The following is a 20,697-nucleotide window of genomic DNA, read 5'->3' as shown; positions in this document are numbered from 1 at the left end:
CCCTTGGGCTCAGTTGAGTCGGCTGGCGTTGTCACGGGCCAGTCGTGCGGCGTATTCGTCGTTGGTGCGCTGCTCGCGGCGCGCGGCGACTTTTTCCTCGCGGGCGTCGGCGCGTGCGATCAGCGTGTCGAACGAGTTCACGCGGCGCTTGTTGTTCTGCCAGCGGCTGCGCCCGGCCAGCAGGTCGGCTTCGGCCTTTTCCAGCGCGGTGGTCTGCTGGCGGATGGCGTGGTCAAGCGAATCGAGGAAGCGCGAGAAGTCGTGCCAGCGCCCCGACGTCATGCCTTCCGCGGCCACTGCCTGCATGCGCTCGCGGTATTCGTGGCGATATTGCGTGAGCTGGTTGAGCTGGTTCTCGGCTTGCGTGCGCAGCCCCTGCAGCCGGCCCAGTTCGCGCGCAGCGGCCTCGGTGTCGTTCTGGGCCAGTTCGGCCAGGGTATGCAGTGCATTCGGTTTAGCCATATTCGCTCCTGTCGAAGAGGCTATGCAGCTGCCCGACCGCGTCGTGGTATCCGGCGCGTTCGTGGATGTCCTGCTGCAGGAAGGCTTCCATCCGGGGATGGAGCCGGATCGCCAGATCCAGCTCCGGATCGTTGCCGGGCACATAGGCGCCCACGCTGATCAGGTCGCGATTACGCTGGTAGCGCGACATCAGCTGCTTGAAGCGGCGCACCGAGCCGAACTGCTCGGGCGAGATCAGCGCGGTCATCGCGCGGCTGATCGACGCTTCCACGTCGATGGCCGGATAGTGGCCGGCCTCGGCCAGGCTGCGCGAAAGCACCACGTGGCCGTCCAGGATCGCGCGCGCCGAGTCGGCGATCGGGTCCTGCTGGTCATCGCCCTCGGTCAGCACGGTGTAGAAGGCCGTGATGGAGCCGCCGCCTTCCGGACCGTTGCCGGTGCGCTCGACCAGCGTCGGCAGCTTGGCAAACACCGAAGGCGGATAGCCCTTGGTGGCTGGCGGCTCGCCGATCGCCAGCGCGATCTCGCGCTGGGCCATGGCGTAACGCGTCAGCGAATCCATGATCAGCAGCACATGCTTGCCCTGGTCACGGAAGTACTCGGCCAAACGCGTCGAGTACGCGGCGCCCTGCATGCGCAGCAGCGGCGAGCAGTCGGCCGGGGCCGCCACCACGACGGAGCGTGCGCGGCCTTCCGGGCCGAGGATGTGTTCGATGAATTCCTTCACCTCGCGGCCGCGTTCGCCGATCAGGCCGACCACGATCACGTCCGCGCTGGTGTAGCGCGCCATCATGCCGAGCAGCACGCTCTTGCCTACGCCGGAGCCCGCGAACAGGCCCATGCGCTGGCCGCGTCCCACGGTCAGCATGCCGTTGATCGCGCGCACGCCGGTGTCGAGCACCGTCTGGATCGGCGCGCGCATCAGCGGGTTGATCTGTTCGGCGGACAGCGGGACTTCCTGCGCGGCGCGGATCGGTCCGAGGCCGTCGAGCGGACGGCCGGCGGCATCGACCACGCGGCCGAGCATGCCTTCACCGACGGGCAGGCGCTTGGAGCCGGGCTCGCGCGGCGAGCTGGCGCCTTCCGGCTGCGGCGACGGCTCGAGCGGATAGACGCGCGCGCCGGGCAGCAGGCCGACCACGTCGGACTGCGGCATCAGGTACAGGCGGTCGGCACCGAAGCCGACGACTTCAGCTTCGGCAGTGCGCGGGCCGCCGGGATTCGAGCTGAACTGACCTGCGGGCAGTTCGATCAGGCAGTCGCTGCCCACGGGCAGTCGCAGGCCAACGGCTTCCAGCACCAGGCCAGCCGCGCGCGTGAGACGCCCGCAGCTGCGCTTGCTGTCGAGGCCGGAGATGCCGGCCGAGGCCTTGTTCAGGGCATGGCGCCAGTGCTCCGCGTGGGGCACAGGCGGCAGTTGGGGCACCTCGGTCCGGGCTTCCGTCGTAGCGTCAGTCATGCTGCGGCTCCCACGGATCATCGCGGCCCAGGGCCTTCGCCACGCGTGCCCAGCGGGTTTCCAGCCGGGCGTCGCGTTCGCCGCTGGTTGCGCTGGCGATGCAGCCGCCGCGCGTGACGGCCGGGTCGGCGCGCAGGGTCCAGCCAGCGGCTTCGAGCTCACCCTGCATGTGCGCTTCGACCAGCCCGACGTCTTCGGGATGGAGCAACAGGCACGGCGAGCCGGACAACGCCGGTTCGCTGGTCAGCAGTTCACGTACGGCGGGAAGCAGGACTTCGGGGTCTTCTTCCACTTTCGTGCGCACGAGCTGGCGCGCGACATCGAGCGCGAGCGAAACCAGCGCCTCGGACACTTCCTGATCGACACCTTCCAATGCCTTGCGGAAGTTCGCGGCCAGGCCCTGCAGGCGCGTGGCTTCGCTGCGCGCGGCTTCGAGCCCGCGCGCATAGCCTTCGCGGTGGCCGTCGCCGTAGCCCTGGGTCTGGCCCTGGGTATAGCCTTGGGCGTAGCCTTCCTTGCGCGCGCCTTCGCGCATAGCGTCGAGCGCCGCGAAGTCGATTGGGGGCGGCGCCGGTTCGGACGGAGCCTCCTGCACGATCTCTTGCAGCGCGGCGCGCGGGTCCAGCGAACCCATCTGCCAGCGCTGCCAGCCGGCGCCGCGCGTGCGGCGCGGCGGCTCGAACGGGGCAAAGCCGCCGGCATCGCCGCCGGCCGGGTTCTCGCCCAGGGCGAGACGTGCGGCAAAGCCGCGCTCAGACATAGGCATCGTCTCCTCCGCCAATCTGGACTTCGCCGGCATCGGCCAGGCGTCTTACCACCTGCAGGATGGCCTTCTGCTCGGCCTCGACCTGCGACACGCGCACCGGGCCCAGCGCTTCCAGGTCCTCGCGCAGCATTTCGCCGGCGCGCGTGGACATGTTGCGGATGAACTTGTCGCGCAGTTCCGCTGGCGCGCCCTTGAGCGCGACGATGAGCGATTCGGTGGCGATTTCCTTGAGCACGCGCTGGATGCCGCGATCGTCGACTTCCATGAGGTTCTCGAACAGGAACATCTCGTCGATGATCTTCTGCGCGAGGTCGCCGTCGTGCAGGCGCACGCCGTCGATGACGGCTTCTTCGTGCGCGGTGCTCATCAGGTTGATGATCTCGGCCGCCGTGCGTACGCCGCCCATGCGGCTGCGCTTCAGGCTCTGGCCCGACAGCAGCTTCGTCAGCACATCGGTCAGCTCCTGCAGCGCGCCCGGCTGCACGCCGCCGAACGTGGCGATACGCAGGATCACGTCGTTGCGCAGGCGGTCCGTGAACAGCGCCAGCACCTCGGACGACTTCTGGCGGTCCAGGTGGATCAGGATCGTGGCGATGATCTGCGGGTGTTCGTCGCGGATCAGTTCGGCAATGGAGGTCGCGTCCATCCAGTTCAGCGAATCGATGCCGCTGCCCGGATCGCGCGATTCCAGGATGTCCTCGATCACCGACTGGGCGCGCTCTTCGCCGAGCGCCTTGTTCAGCACGCTACGGATGAACGAGCTCGAATCGACGTTCAGTGCCAGGTATTGCTCGGTCTCGCCGCGGAATTCGCCCAGCACGTCGGCCATTTCCTCGCGCGTCACGGAGCGAAGCTCGGCCATCGCCGAACCCAGCTCCTGCACTTCGCGCTGGGACAGGTGCTTGAACACTTCGGCGGCGGCATCCTCGCCGATCGCCATCATCAGGATGGCGCTCTTCTGCAGGCCGGTAGTGGTAGAGGCGGCTTTAGCGGAGGTCATTGCCAATCCAGTTCTTGATTACGCTGGCAACCAGGCGGGGGTCGCGTTGCGCGGCGTCGCGCACCAGCGCGAGATCGCTTTCATACTTCGCGGCCAGCCGCAGGACTTCCGGATTGGCCGGCTCCTCGGGCGGCAGCAGTTCGGCCGTGGCCTCGTCGGCGGGCGCGGGCGCCGGCAGCGGCGGGGTCGTGTAGCGGCGCAGGATCGGGCGCGCAATCTTGAACCACGCGAACAGGGCCAGCAGCGCCAGCAGCAGATAGCCCGCGGCGGTCTTGGCCAGGTCGATCATTTCAGGTTGTTTCCACAACGGCAGTTCAGGCGTGACTTCGCGATCGACCGTGAACGGGCTGTTCACGACATTGATCGAGTCGCCGCGGTCGGCCGAGAAGCCCATGGTTTCCTTGGTCAGGTTCTCGATCTGGGCCAGCAGTGCTGCCGGCAGAGGCTGGGCCACCATCTTGCCCTTGGCGTCCGCCTGCTGCCGGTAATTGACCACCACCGCGACGGACAGGCGGCGCACGCCACCTGGCGCCTGCTGCACGTGGCGCACGGTGCGGTCGAGTTCGTAGTTGACGGTGGAGTCGCGGCGGTTGCTGCTCGGGCCGGTCGATGCGTTGCTCGTGGCGGCCTGCGCCTGGCCCGCCTGCGCGCCTTGGGGCTGCGCGGGTGCGCCGGCCTGGCCCGGTGCCTGGCCGGCACGCGGCGTCTGGGCCGTGGTGATCGGTGCCGCGGCAGCTGCCGGCGGCTGGTTGGACAGCGCGCCGGGCACGCCGCCCGGCGGCGTCGCGCCCTGCTGGTTCGATTCGCTGGTCTGCTGGCTGCGGATGGCCGCGTGGGTCGGGTCCTGGTTCGGCTTGTAGCTTTCGTCGGTGTGCTCGATGATCGAGAAATCGACGTCGGCCGTCACCTGCGCGCGCACATTGTCCTTGCCGACGATCGGCGTCAGGATCGATTCGATGCGCTTCAGGTAGTTCTGCTCCAGCGCCTGCACATACTTGAGCTGGGTCGCGTCGAGCATGCGCTCGTTGCCGCTGTTCGACAGCAGGTTGCCGTGCTGGTCGACGATGGAGATCGCCTTCGGCGTCAGTTCCGGCACGCTCGACGACACCAGGTGGCTGATCGCCGCGACCTGGCCTTCATCGATGGCGCGGCCAGGGTAAAGCTGCAACACGATCGATGCTGTGGGCTTCTGGCGCTCGCGTACGAACAGCGTCGGCTTGGGGATGGCCAGATGGACGCGCGCCGACTGCACGGCGGCGATCGATTCGATCGAGCGTGCGAGCTCGCCTTCGAGCCCGCGCTGGTAATTGACCTGTTCGGCGAACTGGCTGATGCCGAACTTCTGGTTGTCCATCAGCTCCAGGCCCGTGGTCCCGCTCTTGGGCAGGCCTTGCGAAGCCAGGCGCAGGCGCGTCTCATGGACCTTTTCAGCCGGCACCATCACGGCGCCGCCGCCTTCGGCGAACTTGTACGGCACGTTCATCTGCTGCAGCGACTGCAGCACCGCGCCGCCGTCGCGCTCGGACAGATTGCTGTACAGCACCTTGTAGTCCGGCGCACGCGACCACAGCACGCCGACGGCGATGGCCGCCGCCAGCGCAGCGCCACCGAGCATCAGCGGCAGCTTGGGATTGGCCTTGAGGCGGTCGAGCATTTCACCCGAGCGGCCGGGCAAGGACATCGCCGCGGTCATGCGCGCGCTCCGGCCACGGCCGGGCCGTTGCCCCGATCGCTCTGGCGATGGTGGCCGCCATGGACGTCGGCACGCCTCACATCGGCACGGCTCACGGCACGGCTCACTTCAGGCTGCTGAAAAAACACGCGTACTCCCGGGATGGTTGTTCTGGAACACCGCGCCGGACGGGAAGCGCAAGGCAAAGCCCACACCTTTCCGGCACGGTAGCGATGATCGGTCAACGCGCTTGCCCACAATCTGGTGAATAGGCCGGGTTTTCCTCCCGATTTCGGCTGATGGCGCGCGGCGGGCGGCAGGTACGCTTGGCCCGCTGAAATTGGGCGGCAAGCGCGCGCGATCCGACTGCAATGTGAATCTTGCAGCACGTTTCGACGTTTGGTGCAGCTGCCTAGTGTCTAACCAAGAGATGTCTAACCACGAAATCCGGCACCAGGGCATTGAACCGGGGCCGGCAGGGAATCCCGCTTCATGACCACGCTCTCTCCTATCGAAGGCATGCTGCAGCAACTGCGCGGCCTGGCCCAGACCGCGGCCGGCACCAGTTCGCAGGCTGCCGCACCGGCTGCCTCCGGCGGCTTCGCCGGCGAACTGCAGCGCAGCCTGAGCCGCATCAATGCCACGCAGGAACGCGCCTACGGACTGTCCGAAGCCTTCGAACTCGGCAAGCCGGGCGTGGCGCTCAATGACGTGATGATCGAACTGCAGAAGGCCAATGTGTCGTTCCAGACGGGCGTGCAGGTGCGCAACCGGCTGGTGCAGGCGTATCAGGAAATGATGAATATGCCGGTGTAAGGCCATGCCGGCATGGCGCCGGCAAACCGGATGTCAGGCAGCCCCTGTCCCGCGAAAGCGGACAGGGGCTGTTTCCATTCAGGGAACAACGGGATCAGACCGGAGCTTCGGGGCCGGATTCCAGTTGGTAGAGCCACGCAAGCAGCTCCGCAATGGCAACGTACAGTTGCGGCGGAATATGGCTATCGAGGTCCACCTGCATCAGCAGGTTCACGAGAGTGGGAGAGCCGTGCACATAGACGCCGGCTTCTCGCGCACGGGCGATGATGGCTTCGGCGACCACGCCATAGCCCTTGGCCACCACGCGTGGCGCCTTGTCGTCCGTCTGGTACGACAGCGCGATGGCTGCGCCGCGGTTCGGATCGGCTTCGCTCATGCTGCGCTTCCTTCATCCATGCTGTCGCGCGTTTCCACGTTGAGCCGTTGCAGCACGATGCCCTTCGCTTCGAGCTGGCTGCGCAGTTGCGGACGCGCCGCGATGAAGCGCGCGGCGATGTCGGTTTCGGCGGTTGCCAGGCGGGCTTCGAGCCCATTCGGGCCCAGGGTCAGCACGGCCTCGACCAGGCCGAGCTTCGGCAACTGCAGCTTCAGGCGGCTGGACCACTGATGCGCCGATGCGTCTTGTCCGCCGGCATCGTCTTCGTGTCGCGTGACGTCCCATTCCATCGGCGTGCCGGGCCAGGCTTCGCCGGCGAAGCGGAATTGCTGCGTTGCCAGCAGTTCCAGCTGCTGGCGCACCACGCCTTCGGTAGACGGGTGAATGGCCGGTCCTTGCGCTGCTTGTTGCTGGGCTGGTTCGGGGCTGGGACTCAGGTCCATCAATACGCTGTGCCGTGCCGCGGCGGCTTGTTCTGGAGCGCGCCCCGCGTCGGCGGTGGCCTGGTAAGCCTGCGTGGCAACGGACGCTGCGGAAGGTCGGGGCGGCATGGTGTCCGCCGGCGATGCCTCTCTGCTGTAAGACGCATGCGAGCCCATGCCCTGGCGCACGCCTTGTTCGAATGGCGCGTGGTTGTGGGCGACACGCGGGTTGCCTGGCGCTGCCAGCGCTTCGGCCAGCAACTGCGAGGCAGGGATGGGGACCGGGCCGGCGGCGCGCGGCAAATCGGCGGCCGTGGAGCTGTTGGAAGCTGACGGGCCGCTGTACGTCAGCATCGGTGCCTCGGGACCGGCTTTGGCGCCCGGCGGCGCGAAGGGCGTATTGGGCAGCAGCGGCTGGCCGAGCGGGGCTTGCGGCTGTTGCAGGATGCTGGCCAGTGGCCGCGCACCCGCGACCCATTGCGACAGGTGCGATTCGTAGAACAATCCGCTCTCGTCCACCATATTGGCCAGCGCTGTCGCCACGGTGGCCGTGTTGCCAGTCGTCGGCGGAGCGGGAAGCAAGGGGCCGGCCGAGCGCAGTGGCTGCGCAGGCGTGCCGTCCATCAGCGTCAGGATGGCGCGCGCGGCAAAGCTCAGCGACTCGCGCGTGGAAGCGCCGGGCAGCAGCGTGGCCTGGCCCGGCTGGCCATTGGCAGCCCTGGTAGCCTGGCTGTTGCGGATGGCCTGGTCGGTCGAGTTCTGCACGCCCGACTCGGACGCATCCAGCACGGGCTGGAGCAGCGCAACCTTGTCGAGCGTGGACAGGCCCGTGCGCAGTTGCTGCGGATCGAGCGTCTGGACGGAACTCAGTCCGGGAGGAAGATGGATGCCGGTCATTTCGCCGGGACGGACATGCGGGAGGCCCTGAAGGACCCGCCACGCAATGCGTTACGCCGCCGCGCCGTAGGCGGCTGACAAATCGAACTGGCGGCGCGAGCTGGTCAGCAGGCTGCCGAGGCGCCGAAGCTCCGGCATGGCCAGGTCGCGGATGCGTGCATCGTAAGTCAGGATGCGGTCCAGCAACTGGTAGCGGCGCATGCGTTCGGCGTCCGAGAGCGACGCTTCGTGGTCGAACTGGCGCAGCCGGTCGACCAGCGCCAGGTAACCGCGCTGCAGTTCGGCGACGGTATCCCAGTCCGCGGCCTGTGCGGCTTCGAACATGCGGCCTGACAGCACGAGGATTTCCTCGTAGCAGGTGACGATGGGGGAATAGGCTGGCATTTCAGCTTTCCTGCAGCACAGGTTGTGGTTCCGAGGCCTGGGCGGGCGCATCGAGCTGGGCCCAGGCGGAGGCAAGGCTCTCCAGCAGCGTGTCGACTTCCGTGAGGAGACCGGCGTCCCTCTGCAAGTTTGCCTGCAGCAGGCGGCGCACCATGTACTCGTACAGCGATTCCAGGTTGGAAGCGATTTCACCGCCGGCCTCGTGGTCCAGTACCGCGCGCAGCCCGTTCTCGATGATGTCGATCGCCTTCGAGATGGCATTGCCGCGCGCCGGCACGTCCCCGCTGTCCAGGTGGAACTTCGCCCGGGCGATGGCCGTGCGAGCGCCGTCATACAGCATGGCGATCAGCTGCGTGGGGCTCGCGCTCATGGCCTTGGTCTGGACGCCGATGGCAGCGTAAGTGTTGGCAGCAGAACGTGCAAACATCGCGCTTTTCTCCTGTTGTAGTTGATGACGGCCGGCAGTCTTGCGCAGGCTGTTACTTGGTACTGACGTTGTTCATGGCGCCGAACTGCTGTGTCAGGTACGAACTGGTCGAGTTCATCTTGTTCACCAGCAAGTCAAGCTGGCTGAATTGCTGGCGATACGTGTCCATCATCGTGGAGATGCGGGTGCTTTCCGAATCGAGGCGATCGCTCAGCGTGCGCAGCGTCTTGTTGATGCCATCGGTGGCATTGGTTAGCGAACCCTTGCTGCCGGTGATCTTGCCGACCAGGTCAGACATCTGGTTTGCCAGGCCGGACTTGCCGTCGACGCCGGAGAAGAACTGGGTGACGCCGTTCAGGTTGTTGGCCAGGGCCTTGCCCAGCTTGTCGGTGTCCAGCGAGAGCGTGCCGTCCGTCGTGAAGGAGAGACCGGCCTGCGTGAGCACGTTGATACCGTTCGCGCCGCCTGGCTGGGCGGTGTTGAGCGCGGATCGCAGTTGCGTCTGGATATTGCGCAGGGTGCCGTCGCCGGTAAGCGTGGACGCAGCCTTGGTGTCCGGGTTAAAGGACGTCAGCGTCTTCGCGGTGCTCTGCAGCTTGTTGAAGGCATCGACGAAGGCCTTTACCGCGGTCGTGATGGTTGCCGTATCCGACTTGACCGTAACGGTGCTGGTGCCGAGCGCCTGCAGGTTGAGCGTCAGCCCTTGTGCGGCGCCTGTTACGGTATTGGTGGCGCTGCTGACCGGAATGCCGTTGACGCTCAGGCTGGCGTCGGCGCCGGGCACGCTCTCGGTCATCGATTTGGTGCCGGCCGGGTCGTAGGCGACGAGATTGTCCAGCGCAGCCGGGTCGTCCGTGCCATTGCCTGTGACGCTGATGCGCATCGTGGCGGCTGCACCACCGGTGGTGGAGGTCAGTGCCAGGCGGTAGGGAGTGCCGCTGCCGTCGTTGACAATGCTCGCTGTGACACCGGCGTTGGCCTGGTTGATGGCATCGCGGATGCCGGCGAGCGTGTTGTTGCCGTTGCCAATGGTGATGGAAGCCGGCGTGCCGCTACCCGGCGTGAAGCTCGTACCACTGGTGGTTCCGAGTTCGATCTTGATCGTGCCGTTGCCGATCGCCGTATTGGCTGCGGCGGTTCCGGCGGCTACCAGTGACTGGGCGGAGGCCAGCTTGTTCACGGTGATCGTGTAGTTGCCGGACACCGCCGTGGAATCGGCCGAAGAAGTCAGCGTCGCGGTGTTGGACGCGGTCGTCGTGGCGGAACCGAACAGGCTTTTGGCACCCAGCGCGGCGGCGGCGCTCTGGAAAGCGGTTAGCGTGCTCTTGATCTGGCCATAAGCAGACAGCTTGGAGTTGTAGGACTGCTGCTGCGACTGGATGGCGGACAGGTTGGCGCTTTCCGCGTTCTGGATGTTCGCCAGCAGCGAGTTGAGGTCAAGGCCGGAACCGATGCCGAGAGAGGAGATGGATGCCATGCTTCGTTACCTTCCTGGATGTCACTATGCTGTCTGATCGATCAGCAGCCCTTGCAGCCTGTCGATCGCACGTGTGATGCGCAGCGCCTCTTCCGATGGCATCTGGCGAATGATGTCGCCGCTTTCCCGGCTCACGACGTTGGTGACCACGCGGTGCGTTTCGGCATCGATGGTGAAGCGCACGTCGACCGGCGAGGCACGCAATGCCTCGCTAAGGCTGGTGAGCGCGGTAGCCAGCGCCTCGGTGCGGACCGGACGGGCGCCGCCTTCGCGCGTGGACACTTCGGGCTGTGTGCCTGTCTGGCGCTCGGCGGCGGAGGGTTGCGCGACGCCGTGCAGCGAGACGGAAGCGGGCTGCGGCAGGCCGGTCGGACTGATCATGCTCTGACTCCGTGGGCAAGTCGGATGGAAAGGATCGGTGTTGCCTAAGGACCAGACCCCTGTTTGCCTGGTCCGGGAAACGCTTTCAGAGCGGCGCACCGCTCTGAAAGCATTCCTTGCGAGCCGGCGCGGCGGCCGGCTCGAATGACGCCGCTGTGACTGGCGCGAATTAACGCAGCAGCGACAGCACGTTCTGGGTGGTCTGGTTTGCTTGTGCCAGCACAGAGGTGCCAGCTTGCTGCAGGATCTGGGCGCGCGACATGTTCGACACTTCCGTCGCGTAGTCGGCGTCCTGGATGCGCGAGCGCGAAGCCGACAGGTTGGTCACGGTCGTGCCCAGGTTCGAGACGACGGACTCGAAGCGGTTCTGCGTGGCGCCCAGGCCGCTGCGGGCCGTGTCGATCGTCTGGATGGCGGTGTCGATCGTGGCCAGTTCGGTGCCGCCGAGGTTCTTCAGATCCAGGGAGTTCACGCCCAGTGTGGTGGTGTCGGACTTGGCGTTGCTGAGGTCCAGGTCGATGGTCTGGCCGTCCTTGGCGCCGACCTGAATCTTGACCACGCCAGCCGCGCCGGCGGAGCCGTCCAGCAGGTTCGTGCCGTTGAACGCGGTTTGCTGCGACAGGCGGTCGATTTCATTCAGGCGTGCCGTCACTTCGTCTTGCAGCGACTGCAGGTCGCTGGCCGAGTTGGTGCCGTTGGCGGCCTGCACGGTCAGCGTGCGGATGCGTTGCAGGTTGTTGTTGACTTCGTTCAGCGCGCCTTCAGCGGTCTGCGCCATCGAGATGCCGTCGTTGGCGTTGCGCTGGGCTTGCGTCAGACCGTTGATGTTGGCGCTGAAACGGTTGGCGATGGCCTGGCCGGCGGCATCGTCCTTGGCGCTGTTGATGCGCAGGCCCGACGACAGGCGCTGAATCGCGCTGTTCAGCGACGACTGGGAGCTCGTCAGGTTGTTCTGGGTTTGCAGGGACAGCGTGTTGGTGTTGATAACCATGCCCATGGTACGGCTCCTATGAGTTCAATAGAAATTTGGCATTCCGGCTGCTAGCCGTAACGTTGGCTGCCTGCTCTGCAGGATGTAGAGTGCCTCCGTTGTTTGGGTTATCGACAGGTGTCGCGAAAGGTTTAGAGTGACTTTTTCGCACAATTGCAACAGCAGAGATTGCCGTGACTCGCGCGTTGCGGGCGGCAGCAGCGTGCCGCGTGCGGCGCCGTTGGGGCGGTGCTTCAGCGCCGCCGGCGCTTGCGCGGCATGTAGATGGGAACGAAATCCGGCGAGGTGGTGTCGGTTTCGGGGGCGGGCAAGGCTTCCCCGCCGTCGCTGGCCTGCGTGATCATGGCGATCGCATGCTTGTATACGACCACCGGCCTGGTGTCCTGCATGTCCTTGCCCAGCAACAGCAGGTAGTCGTCCAGGGCGAGCACTACGCCTTGCAGCCGGGTGCCGTTGCACAGGAGCACCACAACCGGGATGCGGCTTCCCGCGTGGAGGCCTAGTTGCTGGTGCTGTAGTTTCCGGCTGTTTCTTGGAAGCCTGGTTTCCTTCTTCACAACGACTCCGGAAGAGCCCGCAGGGGTTCTGGCGGCTGGTGGCGATCCACCGACCGGTGCCGATATTCAGTATGGCCCGGCCAGCGCAATGGGAGAAACATTCGCTCTCGGCACCGGCATGGGAATGCTTCCCGTGCGCCGCGCTGCCGACGGGGTCGTGTTGCGGACCACGGAGTTCGACGCGCTTGCCGGCGACCGGTGCGGTCGGGGGAGAAGGGGAATACTTCAGCGGCGAGAGTAACAAATTTTTACAAACACGGCAGAAGTCGGCTATCTTCGAGAATTAGAGTTTTTCCTCTAGATGGCTCGTTGCCAAGATCGCCGCTTTTGAGGTAACGGTCTGCCAGCCAACGGCCGGCAGACTCGCTCTGGATTCCTGGGGACGCTTGTATGCCCTTTGTATTAACATAAGTGCACACTTACATAGTGCGATCCTGATTCGAGTGAAGTCCTTGCGCTGATGCGACAAAAGTGATTTTTTCACCGCATTCAACTAGGGCCTTCACTGATAGAAGCGGGATTTACACCTCATGTAAGCACGTTTATATTCATACCAGAGCTAACTGGCTCTGAGCAGTCCTGGAAAGCCTACGAGCACCCCGCGCGTGGGCTTCTTTTTTTTTGGGCTCACGTCGAGCTGGCGGCACCTTGCGGCGCGCTGCCATGGGGCTATCGGGATGCCTGGCAGGATTAAAAGGCACACCGCAACCTGCCCATTCATGGAAATGCGGCCACTTTCCATGCCAATTCCAAATTCCCTTCAAGAAGTGTTCGGTCACCGCCGATAGGCAACCGTGCGCCGGTTGTCAGCGGTCACGCCCAGTGGCAGCACTTACGCGCGCACAAGAAAAAAATATCAATCACGGAGTGTTTGGAGGGAGTGAGATGGCCTGGTTGCGAAACCTTGGCATAGGGACCCGCCTGTCCCTGGCCTTTATGCTGGTGGTGCTGTTGCTGATTGGCGTTGCGGTATTTGGCGTGACGTCGCTCGCAGGGATGAACGCATCCTTGCACCTGACCGTGGAGGGGCGCCTGCTCAAGGTGATCGACCTTGGCCATGTCAAGGAAGATGCCCTCGAGGTAGGCGTGATGGTGCGCGATGCCGCCCTGACCGAAGATCCCGCGCTGGTCCAGCAGAATTCGCAGCGCATCGACGGCATGCGCAAGGAGATGGGCGCGACGCTCGATGCGCTGGGCAAGCTGATCGCCGCTTCGGGCCGCCCCGACCTGCAGAAGACCTTCTCAGATCTGATGACCGCGCGTGAAGCCTACAACGGCCAGCTCGACATGGTGCTGCGCCAGCTGGGCTCGGGCGAGTTCGCCGGCGCACGGGCGGCCCTTGTGGTGACGTTGCCCGCCGCGCAACGCCCGTACTTCGAAAAACTCGATGACATCATGGCCGGCGGGCGCAACCTTGCGCTGGCCGCGGTCAAGCAGGCCGACGCGGGCTTTGTCTGGACCCGCAATGTGCTGCTCGGCCTGACCGCGCTGGCCGTGCTGCTCGCGGTGATGATGGGAACCGCCATCACGCGGTCGATCACCGGTCCGGCGCGCGAGGCCCTGGAAGCCGCCGAGGCGCTCGCCACGGGCAACCTGCGCCACACGTTCCACGTTCGCAGCGGCGACGAAATGGGCCGCATGCTGGCGGCGCTCGAACGCGCGTTTCGCCATTTGGCTGCACTGGTGCATGGCATCCAGCAGGCGTCGGGCTCGATCGACGGTGCCACGCGCGAGATCGCCCGTGGCAATACCGACCTGTCGCAGCGCACGGAGCAGCAGGCTGCCTCGCTGGAGCAGACCGCAGCATCGATGGAGCAGCTCACGTCCACGGTGCGCCAGAACGCCGACAACGCAAGGCAGGCCAATCAGCTTGCAGTCAACGCATCGGATGTGGCCACGGAAGGCGGCCGGGTCGTGCGCGATGTGGTCCAGACCATGGACAGCATCTCCAAGTCGTCGTCGCAGGTGGCTGATATCACCGGCGTGATCGAGAGCATTGCGTTCCAGACCAATATCCTGGCGCTCAACGCGGCGGTCGAAGCGGCGCGCGCGGGCGAGCAGGGGCGCGGCTTTGCCGTGGTGGCGTCCGAGGTGCGCAATCTCGCGCAGCGCTCGTCGGCTGCCGCCAAGGAAATTGCCGAGCTGATCGGCGGCTCGGTGCGGCAGGTGCAGGACGGTGCACGTCAGGCCGAGCAGGCGGGCAAGACCATGGACGATATTGTCGGCGCGGTGCGCCGGGTGACGGACATCATGGGCGAGATCTCCGCGGCGAGTTCGGAACAGACCTCGGGCATCGAGCAGGTCAGCCTGGCGGTCACGCAGATGGAAAGCATGACGCAGCAGAATGCCGCGCTGGTCGAACAGGCCGCCGCCGCGGCGGAGAGCCTGATGCAGCAGGCCGGCGGCCTCGTGAACGAGGTGGGCCGGTTCGACGTCGCACAGGGATCGCCGGCGATGCACGCGCTGGATGCGGCCGTGCCGGCGCGTCAGATCGAACCCGCGCCGCTCCCGCCGATGACGAAGCCGGTGACGAAGCCGGTGAGGCAGACCCCGGCCCTGGCCGCGCCGCGTGCCCGTGCCGCAGCCGTGCCTGCGGCCACGCGCCCGCCGGTGCAGCGCAAGCCACAAGCGCAGCCCGTGCTGGCCAAGCGCGCGCCTGCCGTGCCGGCAAAGCAGCGTCCGCCGGTCGGCCGGCAGCACCAGGAACCGGTGCTCAAGACCGCCCTGCGACGCCCCGCCGCCGCCCAGACGGCCATGGCCGACAGCGGCGACTGGGAAACTTTCTGATCCGACCGTAGCAGTACCTTGACCATCCGCGCCGGCGCGCTCTGCGAGAGCGCCGGCGCGGATGTCTCAAAGCGCCTACAATAGCGGCTCTTGTGCGACACGCACTCTCGTGTCCGGGTAGCTCCAACGTAAGGAGCATCGACCTTTGTCGAGACAAGGGGAGGGCCTCGGCCTGAACCGTCCAATCTCGACCATTACTTGCTTAGACGAACCCGGCCGAACAGCTAGGGGGAGTCCGATGTGTGTGTGAGGATGCCAGCGTATCGGCTGACTCGCAGCTTGCTTTTGCTGGATGAATATCCAGCCATTGCCCAAGGGCGGGGACGCTTGCCTTTGGGCGAGTTTCTCTGTAAACGCCCCCTCTTCGGAGTGGGCGGGTGGATGCGCAGCGGTAGATTTGTTGTGCTGAAGCTTCATAGCATTCAAACCGGTCCAGATGGGCCGGCGCTACGTTCTGTGGGTCGGAGGTGTGTGCTCGCAAGAGTCCGCCGCCGTCAAGGTGCTCGCCAGTATGGGGGCGCACGAGACAAGCACGTGAGGTCCCGGAGCGAAAGCTCCACGCGTTATGGTTCGGTCGAGTACGTCTGCGAAGGCGCCTTGATAGAGAACCTGCTATACGACTAGCAGTAGCCTAGGGGGACATGCGTCACCGGCAACGGTGGGGTGTGAAGCTCCCCTGACAATGTAGCCCCCGAAAGGGTGCCGACGGACCGTGAGGTCTGTGGGTAGAAGACCGAAGCAGCATCGGTCGAGGAGCTAGGCTGGCTGGTATGGGCAACATATGTGAACTGCTGATAAACGTCGTGACTATTGCTGTGCCAAAGCTGATGTTAGGCACTAACCAAAAGGTACGTGGTCGGTTATCCCGTTGAGAGCTCGGGATACGTCGTCGTCAGACCACCGGCGAAAAGGCAGGCCCTAACCCAGCCGTGTAACGTGTGGGGAACGTGGTAAGCCCGTATGGCTGCCGGAGCGCAGTATGGCTTTGGCAGGCGAACCGCAAGGAACGCTGTTGGCTGTGCGGGTATGGGAGGTTGGAAAAAGCGAAGGCCGGATTGTAATGGTCCGGATAGGGGTTGAAACATCATCCCACGCGAAAGCGGGCAGACTTCCAACTGGTCTTCTCGTCGCAAGACGGCTGACTAAACTCGCTTGTTTAATTTTTCTTCCCTTGTGGGACAACATGTCCCCCAAGGGGCATGTTGTCTCTCGATGTTGGGGAAGATCCTCAAGATAGGAGGGCAGCATGGAAGCATTGATCCGCAAGGATGAATCTGCGCCTTCCGGCGTACCGGACAGATGGGGCGACATAGATTGGCGCCGCGTCGACCGGAATGTTCGGGTGATGCAGATTCGAATTGCGAAGGCAACACAGGAAGGGGATTGGCGCAGGGTGAAGGCCTTGCAAAGGTCCCTGACCCGCTCGTGGTCCGCCAAAGCATCGGCGGTGCGGCGAGTGGCGATGAACCAAGGTGCGCGGACGGCGGGAGTCGACCGCGTAGAGTGGAAAACGCCTGAAGTCCGATGGGAAGCCATCGGGAGGTTGAAGCGCCGGGGGTACAGACCTTTGCCATTACGGAGGGTTTATATCCCTAAGTCGAACGGGAAGAAGCGCCCCCTGGGCATTCCGACCCTGCACGACCGAGCCATGCAAGCGTTGTATTTGCTGGCGCTGGAGCCGGTGTCCGAAGGGACGAGCGATCCAAACTCCTATGGGTTCCGGATCAATCGCTCCACTCACGATGCCATGTCCCAGCTATTCCGCAACTTGTTCCAGGAGGCTTCCGCCCAATGGATTCTCGAAGCGGATATCAAGGGGTGTTTCGACCATATCAGTCACGACTGGCTGGAGAGCAATGTCCCAATGGACAAAGCAATCCTGCGGAAGTGGTTGAAGGCTGGCGTGATATTTCAGGGCCAGTTTCAGGCGACCGACGCTGGAACACCGCAGGGAGGCATCATCTCCCCGACTCTGGCAAACGTGGCATTGAATGGATTGGAACGACAACTGGCAGAGTTCTTCCGAACTAAGCTGGGCGTTGCCAAGACCAAGAAGCTTAAAGTAAATGTTGTGCGCTATGCGGACGACTTCGTGATCACCGGCAATACACCGGAGGTTTTAGAAAACGAAGTGAAACCGTGGGTAGAGCAGTTCCTCGCAATAAGGGGGCTGACGCTATCGGCGGAGAAAACGCGGATCGTACATATCGCGGAAGGCTTTGACTTCCTTGGGTGGAACTTCCGGAAGTACTCGGGAAAACTGCTCATCACGCCAAGCAAGAAGAACGCGCAAGCGTTTTATCGCAAGGTTAAGGAGGTAATCAGTGTCCGGAAAGGGGCGAAGCAGGAGGATCTGATCCGAGTGTTGAACCCGATGCTAAGGGGCTGGGCGCAGTATCACCGGCCGGTGGTGGCAAAGGCGATGTTTGCCAAAATGGAGCGCATGGTATTTCAGGCTCTGTGGCGGTGGGCAAAACGGCGACATCGACGGAAGAATGCCGAGTGGGTGCGGAAGAAGTACTTCGCGACCATGGGCAAACGGAACTGGGTGTTCGGGACCACGACAGCGGATAAGAAGGGCAATCCCTTCTGGTTGGAGTTGTACTCGCTCGCGGGCACGCCGATCAGGAGACACACGAAGGTCAAAGGTGAATACAATCCTTTTGACCCGGTTTGGGAAATGTACGGGGAGAAGTTGCGGCAGGAGCGCATGTTGCAAAGCATGTCGCACCGCAAGCAGTGGATCCAGTTGTACATGTCCCAGCGAGGATTGTGCGCGTTGTGTCAGTGCAAGATGACCAAAGAGACAGGGTGGGATGACCACCACATCGTACCGCGGGTTCTTGGCGGTTCCGATGCTCTCAGGAATCGAGTGCTGGTGCATCCGGATTGTCACGTTCAGGTCCATCACTACGGCAAAGCCGCTGTGAAACCGGTATTTGATTGACTCAAGTATTTTGTAAAGGCTTGAGCCGTATGCGGGGAAACTCGCACGTACGGTTCTTAGGGGGGAGGGGTCCAGCAATGGGTTCCTCCTACCCTCCTCTGATCCTCGTAGCAAGAGCAGGCCGGTCCACCTGGCGCATGCGGCGCCCCACGGCCGCCATGTCTGCCGCCGCTGGTGCCGATGACCGCCGTTCCCTCCCAATCGCCGCGCGCGGCCGATACTTCGTCCCCTTCGTCTTCCGCGACCGCCACGAGCGAGCCGCCAGTCATGCAGATCCTGTTCGGGCTGATGCTGGCCATCCTGCTCGGCGCGCTCGAACAGTCGATCGTCGCGGTGGTGCTGCCCGATATCGCGCTGCAGCTGCGCGGCTTCGAGGACATGGCCTGGGTGATCTCGGCCTACCTCGTCGCCTCGACCGTGGCCACGCCGATCTACGGCAAGCTCTCCGACGTGCTGGGCCGGCGCTCGGTACTGTCGTTCTCCATCCTGCTGTTCATGGTCGCCTCGGCGGTGTGCGCGCTGGCCCAGACCATGCCGCAGCTGATCCTCGCGCGCATCCTGCAAGGCCTGGGCGGAGGCGGACTGATCTCGGTGTCGCAGGCGGCGATTGCCGACGTGGTGCCGCTGCGGGACCGCGGCCGCTACCAGGGCTACGTGAGCGGCGTGTGGGCGGTGGCCAGCATGGCCGGGCCGGTGATCGGCGGCTACCTCGCGCATTACCTGTCCTGGCGCTGGATTTTCTGGATCAATCTGCCGCTGGCCCTGCTGGCGCTGGTCGTGGTGCGCCGTGCGCTGCGCTTCCTGCCGGTCAGCGGCCGGCGCCATCGCATCGACTATCTCGGCGCGCTGCTGTTCGGCGGCGGCCTGAGCGGCGTCCTGGTGTTCCTGACGCGGCTGGGGCAGGGGCATTCGCCGCTGCGGACCGATTCGCTGGCGCTGCTGATCGCCGGCCTTGTCGCCATCGCGCTGTTCGTCTGGCAGGAAAAGCGTGCGGCGGATCCGGTGATCCCGCTGGCCATGCTTGGCGTGCCCACTGTGGCCATCTGCTGCGCCACGCTGTTCTTCTGCTTCTTCCAGCTCATCGCCATGTCGGTGTTGCTGCCGCTGCGTTTCCAGGTGGTGGGCGGCGCTGCGGCGGATGCCGCCGCGCTGCGGCTGGTGCCGCTTACGCTCGCGATTCCGTTCGGCGCCTACGCGTCGGGGCGGATCATGTCCCGGACTGGCCGCTACAAGCCGCTGCAGATGATGGGCGCCTCGGTGGCGCCGCTGGCGATCGTCGCGCTGGCGTTTGTCGATCCGGCCGCAGTCTGGCTGTGCGTGCTGGTGATGGTGGTTCTCGGCTTTTCGATCGGACTGCAGCTGCCGAGTGGCCTGGTCGCCACGCAGAATGCCGTGCCGCCTCAGCAGGTGGGGATTGCGACGGCACTGACGGCGTTTTCACGCATGTTGGGTGGCGCCGTCGGCGTGGCGGTGCTGACCACTGTCCTGATCGCGCTGCTGCGCCATAGCGGGATGGCCGTGACCGACCTGTCCGGCGGCGAGGACGTGCTGATGAGCATGTTCCGTCGCGCACTGGCCCCTGACACCCCGCAAGCCGACGCCGCGGCCGTTCGGCAGGCCGCCGAGCACGCGTTCCGCCTGCTGTTCCTGATGAGCGCGGCGGTATCGTTGCTGGCGCCGTTCCTGGTCATGCGCCTGCGCGAAGCCACATTGCGGGGCAGCCCAGCTGCTGCCTCGGCGGCGGCCGAGTAGCTCCCGGACTCAGGTGCCGCGCGCCACCCGCCGCCGCGCGCGCGCCGCCAGGCCCGGGCCCAGCGCCCAGCGCAACGTCGGGGCCAGCACACGCATGCCGGCCAGCGATACCGGGCGGCGGATCGATGGCCCATCGAGATCGAGCATCCGGCGCGCCCAGTCGGGCAGCAGTGCAATACCCGCGTAGGCCATAACGCGCACCGCCGGCAGCAGCATCGGGTTGGCCACCGGCATCTTCATTACCAGCCGTGCCACTTCACGCGTGCGCGTGCTCGCCTCCAGCTGCGGCCGCATGGCGTCGAGATAGGCGGCGATGGCCGCGCTGGAACGGGGCACATCGGTCGCGCCCAGCAATTCGGCAATCTGTGCAACTTCGTCGTAGTAGCGGTCCTGCTCGGCGTCGCTAAGCGGTCCGACATAGCGCAGATACCCGGCCATGAAGCTCGATACCTCGGCCACGTGCACCCATGTCAGCAGCACCGGGTCATCGGCGGCGTAGGGCCGTCCGTCCAGTCCGCTGCCGCGGATGTGCGAGTGGATGCGCCGCACGCGCTCGATCAGCGCCATGGCGTCGGCGCGGCTGCCGTAGGTCGTGCCCGCGATGAACTGGGCGGTGCGGCCCAGCCGCCCTTGCATGTCGGCCCGGAAGGTCGAATGGTCCCAGACACCAGCCAGTGCCAGCGGATGCAGCGTCTGCATCAGCAGCGCGCTGACACCGCCGGCCAGCATCGCGGGGAAGTCCGCATGCACGCGCCAGCAGACCGCATCCGGGCCAAACAGGCCGAGGTCGCCGGGCGGGTTGTCGTAGTCCAGCGTCAGGCCGGAATTGCTGCGGGTCAGCGCGCGCACCTGAGCGCCGGCCTCAGAGCGCAGGCGGCTGGAAATGCGGCTGATGAACTGGCCGTGGCCGCGGCCAGCCGTGGGGTCGGTGGAAGCTGACAAGGTCGGTGGATGCGTTGCAGGTCGCAGTCAGGATACACGGGAAGCCGGTGGCGTGATGACGGCTGACTTGGGGCTGGCGCGACTGCGCGCTCGCCACGGCCGGGTCGCGGCAATAAAAAAAGAGCCGGAATTCCTTCGAATTCCGGCCCACCCAATGTCCGGGATGCGTTAGTGGCAGCACC

General features: G+C 65.1%; 18 protein-coding genes. 4 read left to right on the top strand and 14 right to left on the bottom strand.

Annotation, left to right across the window (positions count from 1 at the left end):
• Nucleotides 1-9: 9 nt before the first annotated feature.
• Genes fliJ through fliF form a run of 5 tightly spaced genes read right to left on the bottom strand, consistent with a single transcriptional unit; the run spans nt 10 to nt 5,380 of the window.
• Nucleotides 10-462 carry a flagellar export protein FliJ gene (fliJ, locus tag KHO41_RS05365; RefSeq protein ID WP_211952266.1) on the bottom strand — a complete coding sequence of 151 codons (453 nt, stop codon included), beginning with the start codon at nt 460-462 and terminating at the stop codon, nt 10-12.
• Nucleotides 455-1,921, bottom strand: a complete 1,467-nt coding sequence (gene fliI / locus KHO41_RS05360; RefSeq protein WP_211952265.1) for a flagellar protein export ATPase FliI — start codon at nt 1,919-1,921, stop codon at nt 455-457. Before fliI ends, fliJ begins: the two co-directional genes overlap by 8 nt.
• Entirely contained in the window at nt 1,914-2,687 is a 774-nt protein-coding gene (fliH, locus tag KHO41_RS05355) for a flagellar assembly protein FliH (RefSeq protein ID WP_211952264.1), read from the bottom strand. Before fliH ends, fliI begins: the two co-directional genes overlap by 8 nt.
• Nucleotides 2,674-3,687 carry a flagellar motor switch protein FliG gene (gene fliG / locus KHO41_RS05350; protein WP_211952263.1) on the bottom strand — a complete coding sequence of 338 codons (1,014 nt, stop codon included), beginning with the start codon at nt 3,685-3,687 and terminating at the stop codon, nt 2,674-2,676. Before fliG ends, fliH begins: the two co-directional genes overlap by 14 nt.
• Complete coding sequence (gene fliF / locus KHO41_RS05345) at nt 3,674-5,380, bottom strand: flagellar basal-body MS-ring/collar protein FliF (protein ID WP_211952262.1); 1,707 nt, start codon at nt 5,378-5,380, stop codon at nt 3,674-3,676. The genes fliG and fliF overlap by 14 nt, the downstream gene beginning before the upstream one ends.
• Before the next feature lie 471 nt (nt 5,381-5,851).
• Between fliF and fliE the strand changes: the two genes are divergently transcribed.
• On the top strand, nt 5,852-6,175 hold the full coding sequence (gene fliE, locus KHO41_RS05340) for a flagellar hook-basal body complex protein FliE (protein WP_011301210.1): 324 nt from the start codon (nt 5,852-5,854) through the stop codon (nt 6,173-6,175).
• Nucleotides 6,176-6,269: 94 nt separating this feature from the next.
• Here fliE and KHO41_RS05335 read toward each other — a convergent pair whose 3' ends face one another.
• From KHO41_RS05335 to KHO41_RS05300, 8 genes are all read right to left on the bottom strand, one after another.
• A complete protein-coding gene (locus KHO41_RS05335; protein ID WP_011301209.1) occupies nt 6,270-6,551 on the bottom strand; it encodes an EscU/YscU/HrcU family type III secretion system export apparatus switch protein in 282 nt (93 codons plus the stop codon).
• Nucleotides 6,548-7,870: a flagellar hook-length control protein FliK gene (locus tag KHO41_RS05330; RefSeq protein WP_211952261.1), complete on the bottom strand. Its 1,323-nt coding sequence runs from the start codon at nt 7,868-7,870 to the stop codon at nt 6,548-6,550. The genes KHO41_RS05335 and KHO41_RS05330 overlap by 4 nt, the downstream gene beginning before the upstream one ends.
• Nucleotides 7,871-7,921: 51 nt before the next feature.
• Nucleotides 7,922-8,254: a flagellar protein FliT gene (locus KHO41_RS05325; protein ID WP_211952260.1), complete on the bottom strand. Its 333-nt coding sequence runs from the start codon at nt 8,252-8,254 to the stop codon at nt 7,922-7,924.
• Between the two features lies 1 nt (nt 8,255).
• Nucleotides 8,256-8,681 carry a flagellar export chaperone FliS gene (gene fliS / locus KHO41_RS05320; RefSeq protein WP_211952259.1) on the bottom strand — a complete coding sequence of 142 codons (426 nt, stop codon included), beginning with the start codon at nt 8,679-8,681 and terminating at the stop codon, nt 8,256-8,258.
• 52 nt (nt 8,682-8,733) lie between these two features.
• Nucleotides 8,734-10,158 (bottom strand): flagellar filament capping protein FliD, encoded by a 1,425-nt coding sequence (gene fliD / locus KHO41_RS05315; protein ID WP_211952258.1) that lies wholly within the window; start codon nt 10,156-10,158, stop codon nt 8,734-8,736.
• A gap of 24 nt (nt 10,159-10,182) precedes the next feature.
• Entirely contained in the window at nt 10,183-10,539 is a 357-nt protein-coding gene (locus KHO41_RS05310) for a flagellar protein FlaG (RefSeq protein WP_211952257.1), read from the bottom strand.
• A gap of 169 nt (nt 10,540-10,708) precedes the next feature.
• Nucleotides 10,709-11,536 (bottom strand): flagellin N-terminal helical domain-containing protein, encoded by an 828-nt coding sequence (locus tag KHO41_RS05305; RefSeq protein ID WP_211952256.1) that lies wholly within the window; start codon nt 11,534-11,536, stop codon nt 10,709-10,711.
• A gap of 227 nt (nt 11,537-11,763) precedes the next feature.
• Nucleotides 11,764-12,087 (bottom strand): RNA chaperone Hfq, encoded by a 324-nt coding sequence (locus tag KHO41_RS05300; RefSeq protein WP_211952255.1) that lies wholly within the window; start codon nt 12,085-12,087, stop codon nt 11,764-11,766.
• 885 nt (nt 12,088-12,972) lie between these two features.
• On the opposite strand from KHO41_RS05300, the gene KHO41_RS05295 reads away from it, so the two are divergent.
• The 3 genes from KHO41_RS05295 to KHO41_RS05285 all read left to right on the top strand — a co-directional run bounded on the left by KHO41_RS05295 (nt 12,973) and on the right by KHO41_RS05285 (nt 19,573).
• A complete protein-coding gene (locus KHO41_RS05295) occupies nt 12,973-14,874 on the top strand; it encodes a methyl-accepting chemotaxis protein (RefSeq protein WP_211952254.1) in 1,902 nt (633 codons plus the stop codon).
• Nucleotides 14,875-16,120: 1,246 nt separating this feature from the next.
• Nucleotides 16,121-17,821 carry a group II intron reverse transcriptase/maturase gene (ltrA, locus tag KHO41_RS05290; protein ID WP_211952253.1) on the top strand — a complete coding sequence of 567 codons (1,701 nt, stop codon included), beginning with the start codon at nt 16,121-16,123 and terminating at the stop codon, nt 17,819-17,821.
• Between the two features lie 180 nt (nt 17,822-18,001).
• Nucleotides 18,002-19,573: an MDR family MFS transporter gene (locus KHO41_RS05285; RefSeq protein ID WP_211952252.1), complete on the top strand. Its 1,572-nt coding sequence runs from the start codon at nt 18,002-18,004 to the stop codon at nt 19,571-19,573.
• A gap of 9 nt (nt 19,574-19,582) precedes the next feature.
• Here the strand turns inward: KHO41_RS05285 and KHO41_RS05280 are convergent, their stop codons facing one another.
• The gene (locus tag KHO41_RS05280; RefSeq protein WP_376989224.1) at nt 19,583-20,515 is read right to left on the bottom strand and encodes an oxygenase MpaB family protein; all 933 of its coding nucleotides are present in this window, start codon (nt 20,513-20,515) and stop codon (nt 19,583-19,585) included.
• Between the last annotated feature and the right edge of the window lie 182 nt (nt 20,516-20,697).

It is taken from the genome of Cupriavidus numazuensis, assembly GCF_905397435.1.
Lineage (GTDB): Bacteria > Pseudomonadota > Gammaproteobacteria > Burkholderiales > Burkholderiaceae > Cupriavidus > Cupriavidus numazuensis.
This window is presented reverse-complemented; position numbering and strand designations above follow the sequence as displayed.

Excerpts from the sequence above, each read along its gene's own strand:
- fliJ (WP_211952266.1), bottom strand. The coding sequence starts at position 462 with ATGGCTAAACCGAATGCACTGCATACCCTGGCCGAACTGGCCCAGAAC.
- fliI (WP_211952265.1), bottom strand. The coding sequence starts at position 1,921 with ATGACTGACGCTACGACGGAAGCCCGGACCGAGGTGCCCCAACTGCCG.
- fliH (WP_211952264.1), bottom strand. The coding sequence starts at position 2,687 with ATGCCTATGTCTGAGCGCGGCTTTGCCGCACGTCTCGCCCTGGGCGAG.
- fliG (WP_211952263.1), bottom strand. The coding sequence starts at position 3,687 with ATGACCTCCGCTAAAGCCGCCTCTACCACTACCGGCCTGCAGAAGAGC.
- fliF (WP_211952262.1), bottom strand. The coding sequence starts at position 5,380 with ATGACCGCGGCGATGTCCTTGCCCGGCCGCTCGGGTGAAATGCTCGAC.
- fliE (WP_011301210.1), top strand. The coding sequence starts at position 5,852 with ATGACCACGCTCTCTCCTATCGAAGGCATGCTGCAGCAACTGCGCGGC.
- KHO41_RS05335 (WP_011301209.1), bottom strand. The coding sequence starts at position 6,551 with ATGAGCGAAGCCGATCCGAACCGCGGCGCAGCCATCGCGCTGTCGTAC.
- KHO41_RS05330 (WP_211952261.1), bottom strand. The coding sequence starts at position 7,870 with ATGACCGGCATCCATCTTCCTCCCGGACTGAGTTCCGTCCAGACGCTC.
- KHO41_RS05325 (WP_211952260.1), bottom strand. The coding sequence starts at position 8,254 with ATGCCAGCCTATTCCCCCATCGTCACCTGCTACGAGGAAATCCTCGTG.
- fliS (WP_211952259.1), bottom strand. The coding sequence starts at position 8,681 with ATGTTTGCACGTTCTGCTGCCAACACTTACGCTGCCATCGGCGTCCAG.
- fliD (WP_211952258.1), bottom strand. The coding sequence starts at position 10,158 with ATGGCATCCATCTCCTCTCTCGGCATCGGTTCCGGCCTTGACCTCAAC.
- KHO41_RS05310 (WP_211952257.1), bottom strand. The coding sequence starts at position 10,539 with ATGATCAGTCCGACCGGCCTGCCGCAGCCCGCTTCCGTCTCGCTGCAC.
- KHO41_RS05305 (WP_211952256.1), bottom strand. The coding sequence starts at position 11,536 with ATGGGCATGGTTATCAACACCAACACGCTGTCCCTGCAAACCCAGAAC.
- KHO41_RS05295 (WP_211952254.1), top strand. The coding sequence starts at position 12,973 with ATGGCCTGGTTGCGAAACCTTGGCATAGGGACCCGCCTGTCCCTGGCC.
- ltrA (WP_211952253.1), top strand. The coding sequence starts at position 16,121 with ATGGAAGCATTGATCCGCAAGGATGAATCTGCGCCTTCCGGCGTACCG.
- KHO41_RS05285 (WP_211952252.1), top strand. The coding sequence starts at position 18,002 with ATGACCGCCGTTCCCTCCCAATCGCCGCGCGCGGCCGATACTTCGTCC.